This window comes from Castellaniella sp. GW247-6E4 (genome assembly GCF_040276065.1).
In the GTDB taxonomy this organism is placed as follows: domain Bacteria; phylum Pseudomonadota; class Gammaproteobacteria; order Burkholderiales; family Burkholderiaceae_B; genus Castellaniella.
Genome location: NZ_JBELOI010000008.1, coordinates 102,402 through 120,220, shown reverse-complemented (window position 1 = coordinate 120,220; position 17,819 = coordinate 102,402). Strand labels below are relative to the sequence as shown.

General features: G+C 66.1%; 18 protein-coding genes. 15 read left to right on the top strand and 3 right to left on the bottom strand.

What is annotated here, in order from left to right:
* Window positions 1-44: 44 nt before the first annotated feature.
* The 5 genes from ABS761_RS11390 (at window position 45) to ABS761_RS11370 (ending at window position 3,354) form a co-directional block, all read left to right on the top strand.
* The gene (locus ABS761_RS11390) at window positions 45-857 is read left to right on the top strand and encodes a transporter substrate-binding domain-containing protein (RefSeq protein WP_350408527.1); all 813 of its coding nucleotides are present in this window, start codon (window positions 45-47) and stop codon (window positions 855-857) included.
* Between the two features lie 49 nt (window positions 858-906).
* Window positions 907-1,623 carry an ABC transporter permease gene (locus tag ABS761_RS11385; protein ID WP_350408441.1) on the top strand — a complete coding sequence of 239 codons (717 nt, stop codon included), beginning with the start codon at window positions 907-909 and terminating at the stop codon, window positions 1,621-1,623.
* Window positions 1,620-2,303 carry an ABC transporter permease gene (locus tag ABS761_RS11380; RefSeq protein ID WP_350408440.1) on the top strand — a complete coding sequence of 228 codons (684 nt, stop codon included), beginning with the start codon at window positions 1,620-1,622 and terminating at the stop codon, window positions 2,301-2,303. Before ABS761_RS11385 ends, ABS761_RS11380 begins: the two co-directional genes overlap by 4 nt.
* Before the next feature lie 92 nt (window positions 2,304-2,395).
* A complete protein-coding gene (locus ABS761_RS11375; RefSeq protein WP_350408438.1) occupies window positions 2,396-2,824 on the top strand; it encodes a DUF5602 domain-containing protein in 429 nt (142 codons plus the stop codon).
* A complete protein-coding gene (locus tag ABS761_RS11370) occupies window positions 2,821-3,354 on the top strand; it encodes a plastocyanin/azurin family copper-binding protein (RefSeq protein ID WP_350408437.1) in 534 nt (177 codons plus the stop codon). Before ABS761_RS11375 ends, ABS761_RS11370 begins: the two co-directional genes overlap by 4 nt.
* A gap of 41 nt (window positions 3,355-3,395) precedes the next feature.
* Here the strand turns inward: ABS761_RS11370 and ABS761_RS11365 are convergent, their stop codons facing one another.
* From ABS761_RS11365 to acs, 3 genes are all read right to left on the bottom strand, one after another.
* Window positions 3,396-4,142: an RNA polymerase sigma factor gene (locus tag ABS761_RS11365; RefSeq protein ID WP_502881420.1), complete on the bottom strand. Its 747-nt coding sequence runs from the start codon at window positions 4,140-4,142 to the stop codon at window positions 3,396-3,398.
* 83 nt (window positions 4,143-4,225) lie between these two features.
* Window positions 4,226-4,981, bottom strand: coding sequence for an AraC family transcriptional regulator (locus tag ABS761_RS11360; protein ID WP_350408435.1), 756 nt, complete (start codon window positions 4,979-4,981; stop codon window positions 4,226-4,228).
* A 94-nt stretch (window positions 4,982-5,075) separates the two neighbouring features.
* A complete protein-coding gene (gene acs, locus ABS761_RS11355; protein WP_350408434.1) occupies window positions 5,076-7,055 on the bottom strand; it encodes an acetate--CoA ligase in 1,980 nt (659 codons plus the stop codon).
* Between the two features lie 406 nt (window positions 7,056-7,461).
* Here acs and pgaA point away from each other — a divergent pair, with 406 nt between their 5' ends.
* The 10 genes from pgaA (at window position 7,462) to ABS761_RS11305 (ending at window position 17,798) form a co-directional block, all read left to right on the top strand.
* The gene (gene pgaA / locus ABS761_RS11350; RefSeq protein WP_350408433.1) at window positions 7,462-9,720 is read left to right on the top strand and encodes a poly-beta-1,6 N-acetyl-D-glucosamine export porin PgaA; all 2,259 of its coding nucleotides are present in this window, start codon (window positions 7,462-7,464) and stop codon (window positions 9,718-9,720) included.
* A 9-nt stretch (window positions 9,721-9,729) separates the two neighbouring features.
* The gene (gene pgaB / locus ABS761_RS11345) at window positions 9,730-11,751 is read left to right on the top strand and encodes a poly-beta-1,6-N-acetyl-D-glucosamine N-deacetylase PgaB (protein WP_350408432.1); all 2,022 of its coding nucleotides are present in this window, start codon (window positions 9,730-9,732) and stop codon (window positions 11,749-11,751) included.
* Window positions 11,748-13,079, top strand: a complete 1,332-nt coding sequence (gene pgaC, locus ABS761_RS11340; protein WP_350408431.1) for a poly-beta-1,6-N-acetyl-D-glucosamine synthase — start codon at window positions 11,748-11,750, stop codon at window positions 13,077-13,079. Before pgaB ends, pgaC begins: the two co-directional genes overlap by 4 nt.
* Window positions 13,076-13,615 carry a poly-beta-1,6-N-acetyl-D-glucosamine biosynthesis protein PgaD gene (gene pgaD / locus ABS761_RS11335; RefSeq protein ID WP_350408430.1) on the top strand — a complete coding sequence of 180 codons (540 nt, stop codon included), beginning with the start codon at window positions 13,076-13,078 and terminating at the stop codon, window positions 13,613-13,615. The genes pgaC and pgaD overlap by 4 nt, the downstream gene beginning before the upstream one ends.
* Before the next feature lie 138 nt (window positions 13,616-13,753).
* Entirely contained in the window at window positions 13,754-14,236 is a 483-nt protein-coding gene (locus tag ABS761_RS11330; RefSeq protein ID WP_350408429.1) for a curli production assembly/transport protein CsgE, read from the top strand.
* Window positions 14,237-14,262: 26 nt separating this feature from the next.
* Window positions 14,263-14,706: a curli assembly protein CsgF gene (locus tag ABS761_RS11325; protein ID WP_350408428.1), complete on the top strand. Its 444-nt coding sequence runs from the start codon at window positions 14,263-14,265 to the stop codon at window positions 14,704-14,706.
* Complete coding sequence (locus tag ABS761_RS11320; protein WP_350408427.1) at window positions 14,703-15,629, top strand: CsgG/HfaB family protein; 927 nt, start codon at window positions 14,703-14,705, stop codon at window positions 15,627-15,629. Before ABS761_RS11325 ends, ABS761_RS11320 begins: the two co-directional genes overlap by 4 nt.
* A gap of 83 nt (window positions 15,630-15,712) precedes the next feature.
* On the top strand, window positions 15,713-16,432 hold the full coding sequence (locus tag ABS761_RS11315; protein WP_350408426.1) for a hypothetical protein: 720 nt from the start codon (window positions 15,713-15,715) through the stop codon (window positions 16,430-16,432).
* A 101-nt stretch (window positions 16,433-16,533) separates the two neighbouring features.
* Window positions 16,534-16,869: a curli-like amyloid fiber formation chaperone CsgH gene (csgH, locus tag ABS761_RS11310; protein ID WP_350408425.1), complete on the top strand. Its 336-nt coding sequence runs from the start codon at window positions 16,534-16,536 to the stop codon at window positions 16,867-16,869.
* Window positions 16,870-16,970: 101 nt separating this feature from the next.
* Window positions 16,971-17,798, top strand: coding sequence for a LuxR C-terminal-related transcriptional regulator (locus ABS761_RS11305; RefSeq protein ID WP_350408424.1), 828 nt, complete (start codon window positions 16,971-16,973; stop codon window positions 17,796-17,798).
* Window positions 17,799-17,819: the final 21 nt, after the last annotated feature.

Here is a 17,819-nt window from a genome sequence, read left to right as displayed (position 1 = left end):
ACTTTCGATCCCCAGGCGGGATCCAACACAGGAATCCGATCGTGATGACCTCTATCCTACGCAAGGCCGCCTTGTGCGCGGCCATCGGCCTGGCCGGCGTGTCCACGGCCGCCTCCGCAGCCACCCTCAAAATCGGTACCGAAGGCGGCTATCCCCCCTGGAGCATGGTGGATGCCTCGGGCAAAGTAACGGGTTTCGACGCCGACATCGGCAACACCCTGTGCGAACGCCTCGAGATGAAATGCCGTTTTGTGGCCCAGGCCTTTGACAGCCTGATTCCAGCCCTGCAGGCCGAGCGCTTCGACCTGGTGATTTCGGGCATGTCCGTCACCGCCGAGCGCGCCAAGGCCATCGCCTTCAGCATTCCATACGCCACCGAGGATTCGGCCTTCGTGCTGCCCAAGGACAGCCCGCTGATCGACGCGCCCGATCAAGAAACGATCTTCAAGGGACTGGCCGGCAAGACCATCGGGGTGCAGGGGGGCACCACGCAGGGCGCGTTCCTGCAAAAATTCGCGCCCGGCATCACGCTCAAGACCTACGAAACCCAGGACCAGATGCAGATCGACCTGTCTTCCGGGCGCCTGGACGGCACGTTCTCCGAGGTAACGCCCCAAAGCCAATTCCTCAAGAAGGCGGGCGACCAGCAATTCGCCATGGCCCATCACGTCATCAAGAGCAGCGCCGCGCCCGAGGTCCTCGGGCTGGGCATCGGCGCCGGCATCAACCAAAAGAATGTCGAGCTCAAGAAGAAAATCGACACGGCGTTGTGCGCGATGATCGCCGACGGCACCGTCAAATCGTCCAGCGAGAAATGGTTCGGCGTCGACCTCTCCAACTACCAGGCTTGCCCCTGACCCGCCTCCAGCCGGCTCCGCGCAGGGGCCGGCCGGCCGCCCGATCCCGATGAACGCCTCCCTGACCGACATTCTCCAGTCCGGCTGGATCGTCATGCTGCTGCGTGGCGCGGGGATGACGGTTTTCATATCCTTGTGCGGAATCGCCCTGGGCACGGTCATCGGCGTCGCCGGCGCGGCCGCCAAGGTCGGCGGCGGCCGCCTGGCGCGAGGCCTGGTCGGCTCGTACACGCTGATCGTGCGTAGCGTCCCCGAGCTGTTGATCATCTACCTGCTGTTCTTCGGCACCGCCCAGGCCGCGGCCGGCCTGGCCGATTACCTCGAATGGGACGAGCTCATGAGCAGCGCCTTTCCCATGCTGATCGGCATCCTGGCCATCGGCCTGATCTCGGGGTCCTATGGCGTCGAGGTGTTCCGGGGCGCCTTCAAGGCCATCGACCGGGGCCAGATCGAGGCGGCGAGAGCGTTCGGCATGAGCCCGGCGCAGTGCCTGCGGCGCGTCACGCTGCCGCAGCTACTCTGGTACGCCCTGCCCGGCGCCAATAATGTCTGGCAAAACGCGCTGAAGGACACCGCGCTGATTTCGCTCGTCGGCCTGGTCGAACTCATGCGGGCGGCAGTGCTGGGTGCCGCGGCCACGCGCGAACCCCTCACCCTGTACCTCCTGGCGGGCGCGCTGTATTTCATCATCGGCGTGCTCAGCCAGGGGCTGTTCGCGCTGGCCGAACGCCGCTTCGGGCACGGCATGCGCAGGGCCACCGCATGATCGAGCTGATCGAACGCGCGATCCCGGTTATGCTCGAGGGCTTCTGGATCACGGCGGCCATCGGCCTGACCTCGATCGCGCTGGCCTCCATGCTCGGCCTGGGGTCCGCTCTGATGCGCGTCTCGGGCAACCGCCTGATGCGCGGCTGCGCCTTTGCCTACAGCACTCTGTTTCGCGGAACACCGCTGCTGATCCAGCTCTTTGTGCTGTATTACGGCGTAGGCACCATCGACCTCGTCCGCGAGCAACCCGCTCTGTGGTGGCTGTTCAGCGACGGCGCGCGCTGCGCGGTCCTGGCGATCGCGCTCAACAGCGGCGCCTACATGGGCGAAGCCATCCGCGGCGGCCTGCAATCGGTGCCGCAAGGGCAGATCGATGCCGCCCGCGCCTGCGGCATGGGATCGGTGCTGGCCTTTCGCCGCATCATCTTCCCGCTGGCCGTGCGCCAGGCTTTTCCAGCCTATAGCAATGAACTCGTGCTGGCCATCAAGGGCACCAGCCTGGCCTCGACCATCGCGGTCATGGAGCTCACCGGCTATGCCCGCCGGCTCATGAGCCAGAGCTTCCTCATCGTCGAAACCTTCGTGATCGCTGGCGTACTGTACCTGGCGCTCAATCTGTTCCTGCTGGGCTGCGCGCACCTGGTCGAGCGGCGGCTGCGCATCGAGCAGGTGCGCTGACCTCATCCTGGGTCCGCGGGAACGCCAGGCCCCGATCCGTCATCCAAGAGGTTACAACGCGGCAATCGTGCCGCAGGTTCTTGGAGACCTTCATGATCAAGACACTCGTTCCCTTTGCAGCCGCCCTCGCCCTTGCCCTGAGCGGCGCCAGCGCCTCCGCGGCTACTGCGAAAGGCGTGAATCAAGCGCCCCCGCCCGCACCCTACAAGGCAGTCAGCAGCCTGGTGAAGCTGCCCGATTTCATCCCCGGCATGGGCCAGCTCTTTGTCGATCCGGCAACGCTGCCCGCCGGCCCCTTCCTGGCCTACGACCACGATGGCAAGCTGGTCAGCACCACCTACATGGTCCCGCTATCGCTGATGACACCGTCCATGAATCTGCATGACCTGCTCTCTCCGGGCGGCAACGTGGATCACGTGGACATGATGTACAACGCGGGCCACCCGGGCGTCGCCGAGCCCCACGTCCACATCGTTCTGTGGCACGTCCCCGCCGCTCAAGAATCGCGCGTGGCCAAATGAACAGCCCCGCCCTATTCCGGCGGCGCAGCTTCCTGCTGGCTTCGGGCGTGGCCGCGCTGATCGGCGTGCCGGGCATCGGCCGCCTCGCGCGGGCCGAGGACGTCGTGGACATCACGATGGCCGGCACGCCGAACGGCTCGTCCGTGTGGTTCAAGCCGCGCGGTCTGTTGATCCAGCCGGGCCAGTCCGTGCGCTGGATCAACCGCGACAGCGGCAACAGCCACACCAGCACGGCCTACCACCCCGCCAACTTCGGTAAAGCCCTGCGCATCCCGCGCGCGGCCAAAAGCTGGGATTCTGGATTCCTGCTGCCCGGCGAGTCATACACGCTGCGCTTCGACGTCCCAGGCGTCTACGATTACTTCTGCCTGCCGCACGAACATGCGGGCATGGTCGCACGCCTGATCGTGGGCGAACCCGACGCCGACGCCCAGGCGCTGCGCCAGGCCTCGGACGGTGCGCTGCCGCCCCAGGCTCTCGCAGGCTTTCCAACCATCGAGCAGGTACTGGCCAAACGCGTCGTCGACTGACCACGCACCCAGGCGCGGCCCCGCAAGGGGCCGCTTTGTGCTCAACGCGCGCCGTGGCCCTCGGAATCGGGGGACTGCGCCGCCGCCAGGCGCGCCAGCACGGCGGCCACGATCCGGTCGCAGCGGCCGCCCGCAAAGGAAAACGCATCGCGCCCGCACATATCCATGTCCCGGGACAGGGCACCACGCATCAGGCGACGAGCCCGGAAATAGCGTGTGCGCACGGTCGCCTCGGGGATGCCCAGGACCCCCGCAACCTCGACAGCGGGCATCTCCTCGATGGCGCGCAGCATGAAGACGACGCGGTAATCGTCGGGCAGTTCGTCGAGGCGTTGCTCAATGAGGCGGCGCACCTCGCCGCGCCAGGCGGCCTGGGCGGGATTGCCATCGACGGCGCCCTGAGCGCCGTCCATCGGGTCGAATTGTGTTTCCATATCCGATTGGATGAACTGGGCACGGCGTTTGTTCCGCCTCAGCCGCATCAGCGATTCATTGATGACAATACGCGTCAACCAGGTCGAGAATCGCGCATCGGCCCGAAATTTTCCGATATTCAGATAAGCCTTCCAATAGGCCTCCTGGACGGCGTCCTCGGCCTCGGTTTCGTTCTTGAGAATGCCGCGCGCGGCGCGGTACATACGCGTATTGTGGCGCCGCATCAGGCGCTCGAACGCTTGCGCGTCCCCCGCCCTGATCCCCGCGATCTCGGCCGCATCCTCATCTACACCGCCGACGCCGGCCCCTGCCGAGCCGCCCGTTGAGCCGTCCGGTGACGTGCCGATCACCATCGCATCCATACCTTCTCCTCATCGACGAACTCTATTAGATGCAGTGTCCCGCCGAACCGTTCCCAACGCAAGCCGGCCCATTTTCAGGCGAGTGCGGAACCAGGCGCCGGCCGCGCGTAGCGACTGGGCGCCGCGCCGAGATACTTGCGGAACATGGTGGTGAACGCGCCCTGGTTCTGATAACCCAGTCCCAGGGAGATATCCAGGATCGAGCGTCCTTGCGCGAGCCATTCGAGCGCCAGGCGCAGCTTGGCCTGGTGGCGCCAGACGGTGAAGCTCATCCCCGTTTCTTGGAGGAACAGGCGATGCAGGGTCCGCTCGCTGCAACCCATGTCGGCGGCAAATTGCCCGAGGGTGGTCGCATCGTCGGGCTGCAACTGGATGCGGGCGCAGATCGCTGCCAGGCGCGGATTGCTCGGCTCGGGCAGCTCGATGGGGGCAGGCACGCGATCGATGACCTTTTCCAGCAGCAGCTCGCCCAGCAGGAGCGCCTTGCGGCTGGACTGCGCCTGGCTGCCGTAACCTGTCAGCGAGCGCATGACCTCGCGCAGCAGCGGGGTGACGTGCAGCACGCAACTGTGGTCCGGCAGTTCGGGAGAGCACTCGGGATCAAAGACGAAAGACTTCATCCGCACATTGCCCAGGGCGCGGATTCGAGGACGGTCGCGCCCCAACAGCCAGATGGCACGCGATGACGACACCACCCAGTGACCGGCATCGCTGGCAACCAGCAGGGTTCCCGTGGCCGGGAATGCCAGCCGCGGTCGGCCACAGCCGAAATCCGTCAGCACGCTGGCATCAGGCAGGGATTGGACAGAACAACACAATGCGTCACGCATTCCAGAATCGAATCGCATAGTACGACCCTCAACACAATGCACGACAAACGCCGCGCACAAAGCGCGGCGATGTCATGAAACGAGTGGCCCGACCTCAGTATGGCCCATGCAGACGATTCAGCGCGTCAGGGTTTTCGAGCGTTGACGTATCCTGCGTGATTTCGCCATTTTCAGCGACAATGCGCAATAAACGTCGCATGATTTTGCCGGATCGCGTCTTGGGCATGGCGTTCCCGAACCAGATGTCGCGCGGCTTGGCGATCGGCCCGACCTCACGCGCCACCCACTCGCGCAGGCGCCCCGCGACCTCTGGCGCACGGTCTGCGTCGGGCAACTCACCCTTGAGCACGACAAAGGCCACCACCGCCTCGCCCGTCACCGGATCAGGGCGGCCGACCACGGCCGCCTCGGCGACCTCGTCGTGGGCGACCAATGTGGATTCGATTTCGGTGCCACCCAGGCGATGGCCCGAGACGCTCAGCACGTCGTCCGTGCGGCCCATGATCCAATAGTACCCATCGGCATCGCGCTGGGCACTGTCGCCCGACAGATAGGCGCCGCCGAGCTCGGGCGGGAAATAGCTCTTGACGTAGCGTTCGGCGTCGCCCCAGACCGTGCGGATCATTGCGGGCCAGGGCCGGGTGATCACCAGGTATCCGCCCTTGCCTTCGGGCAGATGGTTGCCGGCCTCATCGACCACCTCGACCTCGATACCGGGCAGCGGCAATGTGCACGAGCCCGGCTTCAGCGGCGTCGCCCCGGGCAGCGGCGCCAGGATATGGCCGCCGGTCTCGGTCTGCCACCAGGTATCGATCACGGGGCAGCGCTCGCCGCCGACGTTCTTGTAATACCACACCCAGGCCTCGGGATTGATGGGCTCGCCCACCGACCCCAGCAGACGCAGGCTCGAGAGGTCGAAATTCGTGGGCGCGGTGGTCGGATCGGCACTGGATGCCTTGATCAAGGAACGGATCGCAGTGGGCGCCGTATAGAATACCGTCACCTTGTGGCGTTCGATCATCTGCCAGAACCGCGAGGCGTCCGGATACGTGGGCACGCCCTCAAAGACGATCTGCGTCAGACCCGCGGCCAGGGTGCCGTAAACGATATAACTGTGGCCGGTCACCCAGCCGATGTCCGCGGTACACCAGAACACATCGTCCGGCTTGGCATCGAACACCCACTGCGACGTCAGCTTCGTCCACAGCAGGAACCCCGCCGAGCTATGCTGCACCCCCTTGGGCTTGCCCGTCGAACCCGAGGTATACAGGATGAACAGGGGATGCTCGGCCTCGACTGGGACCGGCTCGCAGGCCGTGGGCTGGCCGGCCTCGATCTCATGGAGCCACCGATCACGGCCCTCGTCCCAGTTCACGTGGCCGCCGCTGCGCCGGTACACGATCACCTGGCGCACCCGGTCCGCGTCGGGCTCGGTCAACGCCTCGTCGACAGCGGCCTTCAGCGGGATGGCGCGGCCGCCCCGGATCTGCTCGTCGGCGGTGATCACCAGGCTTGCCTGCACGTCGACGATGCGTTGGTGCAGACTGCGGGTGGAAAAGCCGCCGAAGACCACCGAATGGGTGATCCCCAGGCGCGCGCAGGCCTGCATGCACGCCACCGCCTCGATCGACATCGGCATGTAGATGATCGCGCGGTCGCCCTTGCGGTAGCCCAGCTCGCGGATGCCATTGGCGATGCGGCAGACCCGCGCATGCAGCTCACGGAAGCTCACCGTGTGCACGGCGCCATCGTCGGCTTCGAATACGATGGCCGGTTTTTCAGCATTGCCGTTGAGCAGGTGCACGTCGAGGCAATTCTCGGAAACGTTCAGCTCGCCATCATCGAACCAGCGGTAGAACGGCGCATCGGACGCATCCAGCACACGGGTGAAGGGCTTGCGCCACACCAAGGCTTCACGGGCCGCGTCCCCCCAAAACCCCTCTGGATCGCTGCGTGCCCGCTCGCACAAGGCCCGGTAGGCCTCCATGCCCGACACCGCGGCACCGGCCACGGTTTCCTCCGCGGGCTCGAACACGCGCCGCTCCACGAGAATTGAATTGATCGCACCTGACATAACTGGCCTCCTGTGCTGTCATAGAGTTGATCGCGCCTGGAATCCCCGCGATCCCAAGGCACGTTGCGGCGCCGCCGCTCAGGCGGCGACGCCGAGGTCGCGGTCCATGATATCCGAACGGGCACGCATCGTGGACCCTCGTACGGGGATCGCCACCAACGGCTGCCCACCGCCCGAGGATTCGCGGTCCTCGTTTCGGCCTGACACCCAATTGACGAGTCGCCCGGCAGACGGACTAGACCCTATGGCCGCCCCGGCTTAATGCTTCAGGCCCATGCGCCACATCGGGCCCCGTTCCTATCATGCAATCACAAGTACAAATGACGCCGCATCGATAGGGAGGGCTCATGAACACACCCCGGACCGGCGCTTACCGCAACCTCCACCCACATGCCGAATAGCCGCCATGTCCACGGCACGGCCTCTGCGCGCATCCCTGTGGCTTGCCCTGCTGATCGCCCACACCGGTGGCGCCTGGGCCGTGGCCCCTGACATGGCGGCCTACGACGCTGCCATTCGGCAGGCGCGGGATGGCAAGTATGAATCGGCTCTCGCCATGCTGCGCCAGATGGATACCGGCGGCCCCGGGAGCGGGCGGTTCACACGGGATCACATCCGGGTTGCCGGATGGGCCGGACATTCCAGCGAAACAGCTGCCGCATGCGCACGGCTGCCGGAGCCCACGGAGCGCTGGCCCGCGGACATTCTGGGGGCCTGTGCCCGGGCCTACCGGGAGGAGAGCGACTGGGACCGCGCCCTGGGGCTATATCGGCAAGGGACAGCGCGCTTTCCCGAGCGGCCCGAGTTCGCGGTGGGCGAAGCCATGACCTTGTCGGCAATGGGCATGCCACAGGCCGCACTGGATTTGGCCAAAAGGCATCCACAATGGATAGACGCGACGACCCAACGGCGCCTGGAAGGCGACCGCCTGGCACAACTGGCCCGCCTGGCCGAGGCCCCGGGCCGGGGCGAGCAGGAGCGGTACCGAATCGCCGACCAGGCCTTGGCCCGCTACGATGACTTGATCGCCCGCTGGTCCGCCCTGGGGGCCGCGGCTAGCCTGGATGTCCTGAGACTGCGCCTGGACCGTTTGCAGGTCCTGGCTGTGCGCCGCCGCCACACGGCCATCATTGCGGAGTACGAAGCCCTGCGCCAAGCCGGCATCGAGGTGCCGCCCTATGCCCTGCACATCGTGGCCGATGCATACCTGGCATCGCGCCAACCCGAGCAGGCCCTGCAGGCGCTGGATACGGCGCAGACCGCCGACCCGGCCCGGGGCTCCTTAGGCAAGGGCCCTTCATCCCAGGTCAGGGTGTACGCCCTGTCCGAAAGTGGCCACCCTGGTGAAGCCGACACCCGCGCCCGGCAGGCGCTCGAAGAGGAACCCATCTGGATCTATCTCGCGGGCCAACCCAAACGGCAAGCAAACGATGAGCGCACGGCCACTGAGCTCGCCGCCCTTTCGGCACTGCGCGAATCGGGCGGCGAGGCGCACGCACGGGCACAGCTCGAGGCGCTCCAGGCGCGCGCGCCCGCTGATACGTCGCTGGGTATCGCCCTGGCCGAGCTCTACCGCGGCCAGGGCGAGCCACGCCGCGCCGAGTGGCTGCTCAAGCGCATGGAGACGTTGGAGCCACGCGCTCCGGCTTTGGAGGCCGCGCAGGCGCGGGTGGCTCTGGACCTGCAGGAATGGGATCAAGCCCGCGCGCTGATCGAAGACCTCCGGGCGCGCGCCCCCGATGAGCCATCCAGCCGTCTCGCGGCACGCGCCTGGGAACAGCATCGGATGTCCGAACTGCGGATCGGAGCCGACGCGGATTTTTCCTCAACCACCGGGCCGGTCGGCGGGAACGGCGTGCGCATCGACGCCCTCCAATACTCCCCACCTTTATCAGACGGACCGTGGCGCGCCTTTGCGGGCGGCGGATTCGCCGAGGCCTCGTTCGCCGAAGGACGGGGCGAGCACCGGTGGCTGTTGGCTGGCGCTCAGTCGCGCAGCCGCGGCCTGACGTTGGACCTGGAAGCGTCCATGCATCGCTACGGCCAGGGCACCCGTTATGGCGCCGCCGTGCGCGCGGACGTCGACATCGACGACCACTGGAGCCTGGGCGCGTCCCTCGAGCGTCTGTCGCAGGACACGCCCTTGCGTGCCCTGCGCAATGGCGTCGATGCCGACCGCGCGGCCACCCGGATCCAATGGCGCGGCGAGGGCGGCCAGATCTGGCGCCTCAGCACCGCGGCAATGCACTTCAGCGACGGCAACCAGCGCTGGGACCTGGCGCTCAGCGGCCGGCAGCGCGCCTTCGAATCCGCCCGCTGGCGCGGTGAACTGGGCCTGGACCTGGCGGCGTCGATGAACTCGAAGGAGGACGCCCCTTACTTCAACCCGCGCCGGGATTTCGAGTGGCTGCCCAGCCTGCGGCTGACCCACACGATCTACCAGCGCTACGAGGCTCGCCTGGAACAAACCTTCCTGCTGGGCGCCGGCGCCTACACCCAGCAAGGGTACGGATCCGCCGCCATTGGCGTCCTGGGTTACGGCCTACGCTGGAAGGCTTCTGACACCTTCGAAGCCGGCATCCAGGCCAGCGTGAGCAGCCGCCCCTACGACGGCGAGCGGGAGACAGGCTTCCGTGTCCTGCTGGACATGAGCCTGCGTTTCTAGGCACGCGCCATGACGCCCCCCCTCCACTCCATGATGCGCCGCCTGGCGGTGGGTGGACTGCTCATGCTGGCGCTCGCCGGCTGCGCGGTGGACAAGCCGGTCTTTGTCCCGCCGGCGGCGCGCCCGGTCGATGCGGCCTCCGAACCCTGGCCCCACAACGCCTACCTGGCGCTGGCCTACCACGATGTCGAGGATCGGGACCCGGACCAGCGCTATCTCTCGGTCGACACAAGGCAGCTCGCGGAACAATTCGCCTGGCTGGACGCCAGCGGCTATATCCCGGTTTCGGTCGAACAGGTCCTGCGCGCCGGGAACGGCGGGCCCGCGCTACCGGCGCGCGCGGTGCTGCTGAGCTTCGATGACGGCTACCGCAGTTTCTACACCCGGGTCTTTCCACTGCTGCGGGCACGAGGCTGGCCGGCGGTCCTGGCTCCGGTGGGCGCCTGGCTCGACGCGCCACAAGGCCTCCCCGTCATGTTCGGCGATACACCCACGGCACGCGCGCGCTTCTTGGATTGGCAGCAGGTCCGCGAAATGTCCGACTCGGGCCTGGTCGAGATCGCAGCCCATACCTATGCCCTGCATCGAGGCCTGATCGCCAACCCGCAGGGCAATCTCGAGCCCGCGGCCGCGGTGCGCGCCTACAACCCCGCCATGGGACGCTACGAGGACGACGCCACCCAGCGGGACCGCCTGCACCGGGACATCGACCAGATCACCGCGCGCATCCGGCAAGTGACCGGCAAGACGCCGCGCGTCTGGGTATGGCCCTATGGCGAACCCGGCGGTATCGCCCTGGAGCTTGTCCAGCAAGCCGGGTACCGGATGGCTTTGAAACTCGGTTCCGGCCTCGCCAACGTCGAGCGGCCTTTCGATACGCCGCGTCTGCTGATCGCCAACAATCCGTCCATCGAGGGGTTCGCGCGCGCATGCCTGGACATGGAACAGCCGCCCCGCATGCGGGCCGCGCAGGTGGACCTGGATGCGGTCTACGACCCCGATCCCGCGCAGCTCGAGCGCAATCTGGGTCAACTCGTCGAGCGCATCGCCAGGCTGCGGATTTCAACCGTATTCCTGCAAGCCTTCGCCGATCCCCAGGGCGACGGACGGATCACCTCGACCTACTTTCCCAATCGTGAACTGCCCATGCGGGCCGATCTGTTCAACCGGGCCGCATGGCAGCTCAGGACGCGCGCCGAGGTGCAAGTCTATGCCTGGATGCCGGTTCTGGGCCTGGACCTGCCCAACCCGCCGGCACGCGTCGAGGCCTGGACACCGCCCGGCGGCCAGCCAGCCACGGCACGCGGACTGCAGCGCCTGTCACCCTTCGATCCAGAAACCGGCCGCCGCCTGGGCGGCCTCTACGAAGACCTGGCGCGCGCCGCCATATTTGACGGCATCCTGTTCCATGACGACGCGGTGCTGTCGGATTTCGAAGACGCGAGTCCCGCCGCGTTGGCGGCCTACCGCGCCGCCGGCCTGCCCGCCGACATCGGCGCCCTGCGCGCCTCGCCCGATACGATGCGGCAGTGGACCCGCCTCAAGAGCCGCAGGCTCATCGCGCTCACCAGCGATCTCGCCGCCCGCGTGCGGGCGATCCGGGGCCCGCAGATCAGAACGGCGCGCAATCTTTTTGCAGGACCTGTCCTCGATCCGGCCCAGGAGGCCTGGTTCGCACAGAACCTGGACGACTTCCTGACCGCGTACGACTGGGTGGTGCCCATGACGATGCCGCGCATGGAGGGCGTACCCACCGGCCAGGAGACGGCCTGGCTGGACCGGCTGGTCGATGCGGTCGCCACCCGACCGGCAGGCTTGAGCAAAACCATATTCGAAGTGCAGACCCTCGACTGGACGGCTCCGGGAGGCGCCCAGCCTGTGCCGCCCGAGACCATCGCGCACTGGCTGCGACGGCTGCAAGCGCGCGGCGCCCGACATCTCGCCTATTACCCCGACGACTTCATTGCGGACCGGCCCGCGCCCGATGTACTGCGTCCGGCGATCTCCAACGCCTGGTATCCCTACCCATGACCCAACGGCTCATCGCCCTTCTGATCCTGATCCTCATGCTCGGCGCGCCGCTGGGGCTCGCGCTCATGCTGACCAGCGCCTTCCTGCTGCAGTTCGTGTTTTTTTACCCCCTGTTCATGTCGGGGATCTGGATGGCCGGAGGCCTGCTGTTCTGGCTGCGCTGGGAGCGCCGCTGGCGCTGGCGGCCCGCGCCAGCCCCGATTCCCCGGGACGCCCCCCTGGTGTCGATTCTGGTCCCCTGCCACAACGAGGCGCTGCATGTCGACGAGACCGTCACCGCCGCGCTGGCACAGGCATACCCCAGGCTGGAAGTCATCGCCATCGACGATGGCTCCAGCGACGACACATTGGCCCAACTCCGGGCCATCGCACACCGGCAGCCGGCCCTGCGCATCATCCACCTGGCGCATAACCAGGGCAAGGCCATGGCGCTGCGGATGGGCGCCATGGCGGCCAACAGCGACGTGCTCGTTTGCATCGACGGCGACGCGCGGCTGGAGCCCGACGCCGTGGCCTATTTGTGCATGCCGCTGTTCGGCAACCCCCGCGTGGGCGCCGTCACCGGCAACCCCCGGATCCGGACGCGCTCCACCCTGATCGGCAGAATCCAGGTCGGCGAATTTTCATCGATCGTCGGACTGATCAAGCGCAGCCAGCGGATCTATGGCCAGGTCTTCACCGTATCGGGCGTCTGCGCAGCCTTTCGCCGACAGGCGCTCGACGAGGTGGGCTACTGGAGCCTGGACATGATCACCGAAGACATCGACATCAGTTGGCTGCTGCAGCGGGCGGGCTGGTCGATCTTCTACGAGCCGCGCGCCCTGTGCTGGATTCTGATGCCCGAGACCCTGAAAGGTCTCTGGAAGCAACGCCTGCGCTGGGCTCAGGGGGGGGCCGAGGTGCTGCTCAAGAATCTCGGCGTGCTGCGCGAGCCGCACCAGTGGCGGCTGTGGCTGCTCATGCTGGAATTCTGCCTGTCCAGCGGCTGGGCCTTCGCACTGGCGCTGTCGTTCGGGCTCTGGGTCCTGACCCCCTGGGTCGATTTGCCGCCCGCGATGGCGGTCGAAGCGTTCATGCCGCCATCGTCCGCGGGCCTGGTCCTCGCATGGGCCTGCCTGTTGCAGTTCCTGGCCAGCATTCTGATCGAAAGACGCTACGAACCCGGCCTGGCCCGTTCGCTGTTCTGGATTATCTGGTACCCCCTGGTGTTCTGGATGATCAACTGCCTCACCACCCTGTGCAGCTTTCCGGCTGTGATGCTGCGCATCCGGCGCGCCCGCGCCCGTTGGATCAGCCCCGACAGGGGCATTCGGGAGACCCGGCCATGACTCCGATCATCATCACCCCCCGCCGCACCCTGCCCCTGCTGCTCGACGGCGCCATGACCTGCGCCGCCTGGGCCGCGCTGATCGGCCTATGCCTGTCCGAACTGCCGGCGGCCTGGCCCCTGGCGGCCACACAGGCGGCCTCCGACCCGCTGGCGGCATTGGAACCGGCCTTGCAGACCCTCGTCATGTACCTGCTGGTCGGCAGCTTCAATGCGCTGCTGATGACGCTGTGGTCGCGTTATCACCTGTCGCACGCCCGGGCCCGCCGTCCCGCCGCGCCCTGCGACATCGGTCTGCTGGCTTCGCACTTCCACGTCTCCGGCAGCCAGTTGTCGGCCGTACAGGACAGCCGCATGGCCACTATCCACCACGCCGACAGCGGCAGCATCACCGGCATTGTTCTCGAACCCGATCCCCTGGAGACCGCACGCGCGGCGGCATCGGGGGCGCCTCGGGGCATCCAGTCGCCGATCGTACTAGGCCATCCGGCCGATGTCCGCCGCGCCCGCCTCGCCCATGAGACTGACATGGCTTAATCCGTCTGCCGCATGTCCCCTCACGGACGGACGCCTACCATGGAATCGGGAAATAAATCCATTGCCGCCAGCATCGGCCAGCGCCGAAATACGCGGCACCGGGCGGAAACGCCAGGGATATCGGAAGAGGAGAAGCGCATGCGGCACCTGCAATGGCCAGCCCTGCTGGCCCCGATATTCGCGCTGCTCATGGCTGGCGCCCAGGCCCAGGACGGGAAAACCCCGGGCAATGGGGGCGCCCTGCCGCAAACCCAGCTCGACAAGGCCGACCGCTCGACCGAGAAATTTTTTGATCAGTTGCTGGGCGGCATCGTGACCAATCGCAGCATCACGGTGCTGGGCAATGATTTCTACCAGGAATTTTCGTCCTACTGGCGCGACAAGGACCTGAGCAGCCGAATTTCCCTGGCGATCTACGAACGCCCCACGGCCCGCTTCGGCAGCGAAATCTGGATCGATTTCGGCCAGCGCCGCGTCTTTCATGCCTTTTTACCACCGGCCCGCGCGGCCACCCGCAGTATCAGCAAACAGGCCGTCGAGATCGTGTACCGCGAGATCGCCGACATCGAGGCCGAGCGCCTGCTGTTCAACAGCCCCGACCTCGGCCGCGAGGAAATGTAAGCCCCTGCAAGCCAAGGAGAATGACCATGAGGATGACATCGAATACGCTGCGTGCCGCGGCCCTCGTGCTGGGCTGCGCCGCACTGGCCGGTCCGGGCGCCGCGACCGAACTGGTGTACTACCCCCTGAACCCATCGTTCGGCGGCAACCCCCTGAACGGCACGGTCCTGCTCAATTCGGCCATCGCCACCAACCGCCATACCGATCCCGATGCCGGGCGGGATGACATTGGCATCGAGAGCAAGACCCCGCTGCAAAGCTTCAACGACACGCTGGAGCGCTCCATCCTCAGCCGGCTGGCAGCCTCGGTGAGTTCGCAGATCCTGGGCGACGATGGCAAGTTCCACCCCGGCACGATCCAGACGGACAGCTTCACGATCACCGTGACCGACATTGGCAACGGTCTGCTCAAAATCACCACCATCGATAAGACCACCGGCGCCATCACCGAATTCCAGGTGAACTCATGATGCCCCGGCTCGCACGCCAACAGGGCCGCCTGGCGCTGGCCCTGGCTCTGAGCGCGCTGCTGGCCGCCTGTGCGGCACCCAACCAGCCCATCGGCCTGGCCACGCCCGCGCATCCGACCCCCGCCACGCCATCGACGCGCGACCTGCTGAAACTGCCGCCGCCGAAAGGGCCGGTCTATGTCGCGGTCTACGGCTTTCGTGACAAGACCGGCCAGTACAAGCCCTCGCCCGACAGCTCGTTCTCGACCTCGGTCACCCAGGGCGCGGCCTCGATGCTGATCAAGGCGCTCAAGGACAGCGGCTGGTTCGTACCCGTGGAGCGCGAGAGCCTGCAGGAGCTGCTCACCGAGCGGCGCATCGTGCGCGCGCTGGACGGTTCGCAGCCCAGCAATGCCCCGCCGATCCAGATCCCCTCGCTGATCCCCGCGTCGATCCTGATCGACGGCGGCATCATCGCCTATGAGAGCAACATACGCACCGGCGGCCTGGGCGCACGATTCCTGGGCGTGGGCCTGTCCACCCAATACCGGATGGATCAGGTCACCATCAGCCTGCGCAGCATCGACACCCGCACGGGCAAAGTGTTACAGACCGTGGCGACCACCAAGACCATCTTTTCGTATGAGATCCGGCCCAGCGTCTACAAATTCGTGAACTTCAAGGACCTGCTGGAAATCGAGGGCGGCATCACCAGCAACGAACCCACCCAGCTCTGTGTCAAGGAAGCCATCGAAGCCGCTGTCCTGTACCTGACCGTCCAGGGCATCAAGGACCACAACTGGCTGCTGAACAATGAGGCGGACCTGGCCTCGCCGATCATCCGGAAATACATGGACGACGAGCCACAAGGCTCGTTGCTGTCGATCGGCCCCGAACCGGCCAGCGCCCCTGAAACCCGAACCCTGCCCCCGGACACGCACTGAGGGCAGCCCCCTCCAGACGCGCAGGAGCCGGCGTCTGGGGGACCCTTCGATCAGGCTCCAAAACCAGTACCAGGAGAAGCACAATGATCATCAAACTCTCAGCAGCGGCCCTGGGCGTCGCCCTCGTCTACGGGGGCATGCCGGCCGCCATGGCGTACGACACCGCGACGGTCAGCCAGACCGGCAGCTTCAACGATGCCGTGGTCCAGCAGTCCGACAACAACGGCGCCTCGGCATCCATCACGAGCTCGGGCGATGGCAACGACGCCTACATTAAGCAACAGTACGTCACAAATACCAGCGCCTCGATCTCGACCTTCGGCAACTACAATGACTCGGTCGTCGTTCAGCAAGGGGTTGCCAATGCGCACGCGACCATCTATCAGGCCTCCAGCCACGATGACGCGACTATCGATCAGTCCGGCTCCTGGAACTGGTATCACGGCTACATGCAGGGCGAGAACCTCACCGCCACCATCAATCAAAACGGCGGCTGGGGCGGCAACACCGCCTGGGTGACGCAGGATGGCCGCAACGCCACCGCCACCATCAACCAGTACGGTTGGCAAAACGATGCGGGCATCGTCCAGTCCGGCCATGGTGGCGCATGGGATACCGCCAGCATCTCGCAATCCGGCTCCAAGAACGATGGCTACATCAAGCAAGACGGCAGAGACCTGTATGCGGCCATCACGCAGAACGGCTATGGCAACGAAGCCGTGGTCCTGCAACAGGGCAACGGCTATTCAGCCACCGTGACACAGACGGGCTTTATGAACAACGCATACGTCAACCAGCATTGAAGGCAGCGCTTCCCTCCCCGGGCAAAAACCTCGCTTCGGGGGGGATTTTAGAATAGCAAGCCTGCCGCATGCCCTTATCCGCGCCCACAGGAGGGATCGCCATGGATACGGATGCCAACCTACGAGCCTGGCTCGAAACGATCGATGGCTCGCAGCCAGCCATCGTCATTCCACACATCCAGACCGAGCATGACACCACCCTGCGCTACCGGGTCACGGCGCGGCGCGACGGGCCAGATGGCAGGACCGTTGTCGGCCAGGGCGGCACCGTCAACCTCACCGGCGGCGTGCCCGCGGCCCTCGGCCGGGTATCGCTCAATTACGGTCCTGAGGATTCCTGCGGCATCGAGCTCACCGTCTACGGCGTAGGCGCGTTCAGCCAGGCTTTTCACTTTGAGTGCCCCGACCCCCCGCCTCCGGCAAGCCATGCGAAATGATATGGACAATCCAATAAATTCAATATGCTCCGCCGCTCGATCATCGGTCTACCCGCCCGCGCTCATACCCATCCGCGCCTCGATCACCGGAAAAGAACAACATGCGAACCATCCTGCTTATCGAACCGCTGCCATTGATCCGCCACAGCATTGGCGCCATCCTGTCCGAGGGGCAGGCCGGCTGTCGAGTCCTCGGAATGGACATCCCCGATCCCGCTCAAAGTCCCCCTTCTCATCCGGAAGCCATTGACCTGGCCATCATCTCGGCAGGCGTGCGCCAGCATCGCACTGAAATCATCAACTGGCTCCAGCAGCATCACCGGCCTCCCGCCATTCTGATGATCGTCGATGCCCAGAACCCGCCTGCCCTCGCCACGCTGCCGTTGACGGTGACCTGCGTTTCGAATGAGATCACCCCCGAGGTCCTCAGAGCCCTGGTGGGCCTGCTGCTGGCGGGCGGCACCTACAGCCGCCTGCATCCCCGGTTCTGCCAGCCGGCCAGCGCCGACACTTGGCAAACGTCCGATGAGACCCGCAGCGCCATCGGCCACATCGAGGAATCCGAGCTCCTCGGCCTGACGCCCCGGCAATACGAGGTCCTGGTGCTATTGTCCAAGGGATATCCCATCAAGACCGTGGGGCGAACCATGAACATCTCGGCGGCCACTGCCAAAGCGCACGCCGAGGCCCTGTATCAGCGGCTGGACGTCAATAGCCGCAATGCCGCGGTCTATAAGGCCATCCTGCGGGGCGCGACCCTCGGGTGGACCATGGCCAAGGTGCGATCCATGGTCTCTCAAGACCGCGAAAATCTGGAATCATCCAGAGGCCGCTGGGACGTCTCCGTCCCACCCGGCGGCCTACAGATGACGGACGACGCCGTGCCGCCGCACGGTCCGCGACTTCCGGCAGGACAGCAAGCGGCGTAGCTGCCCCCGGCGGCCCACGGC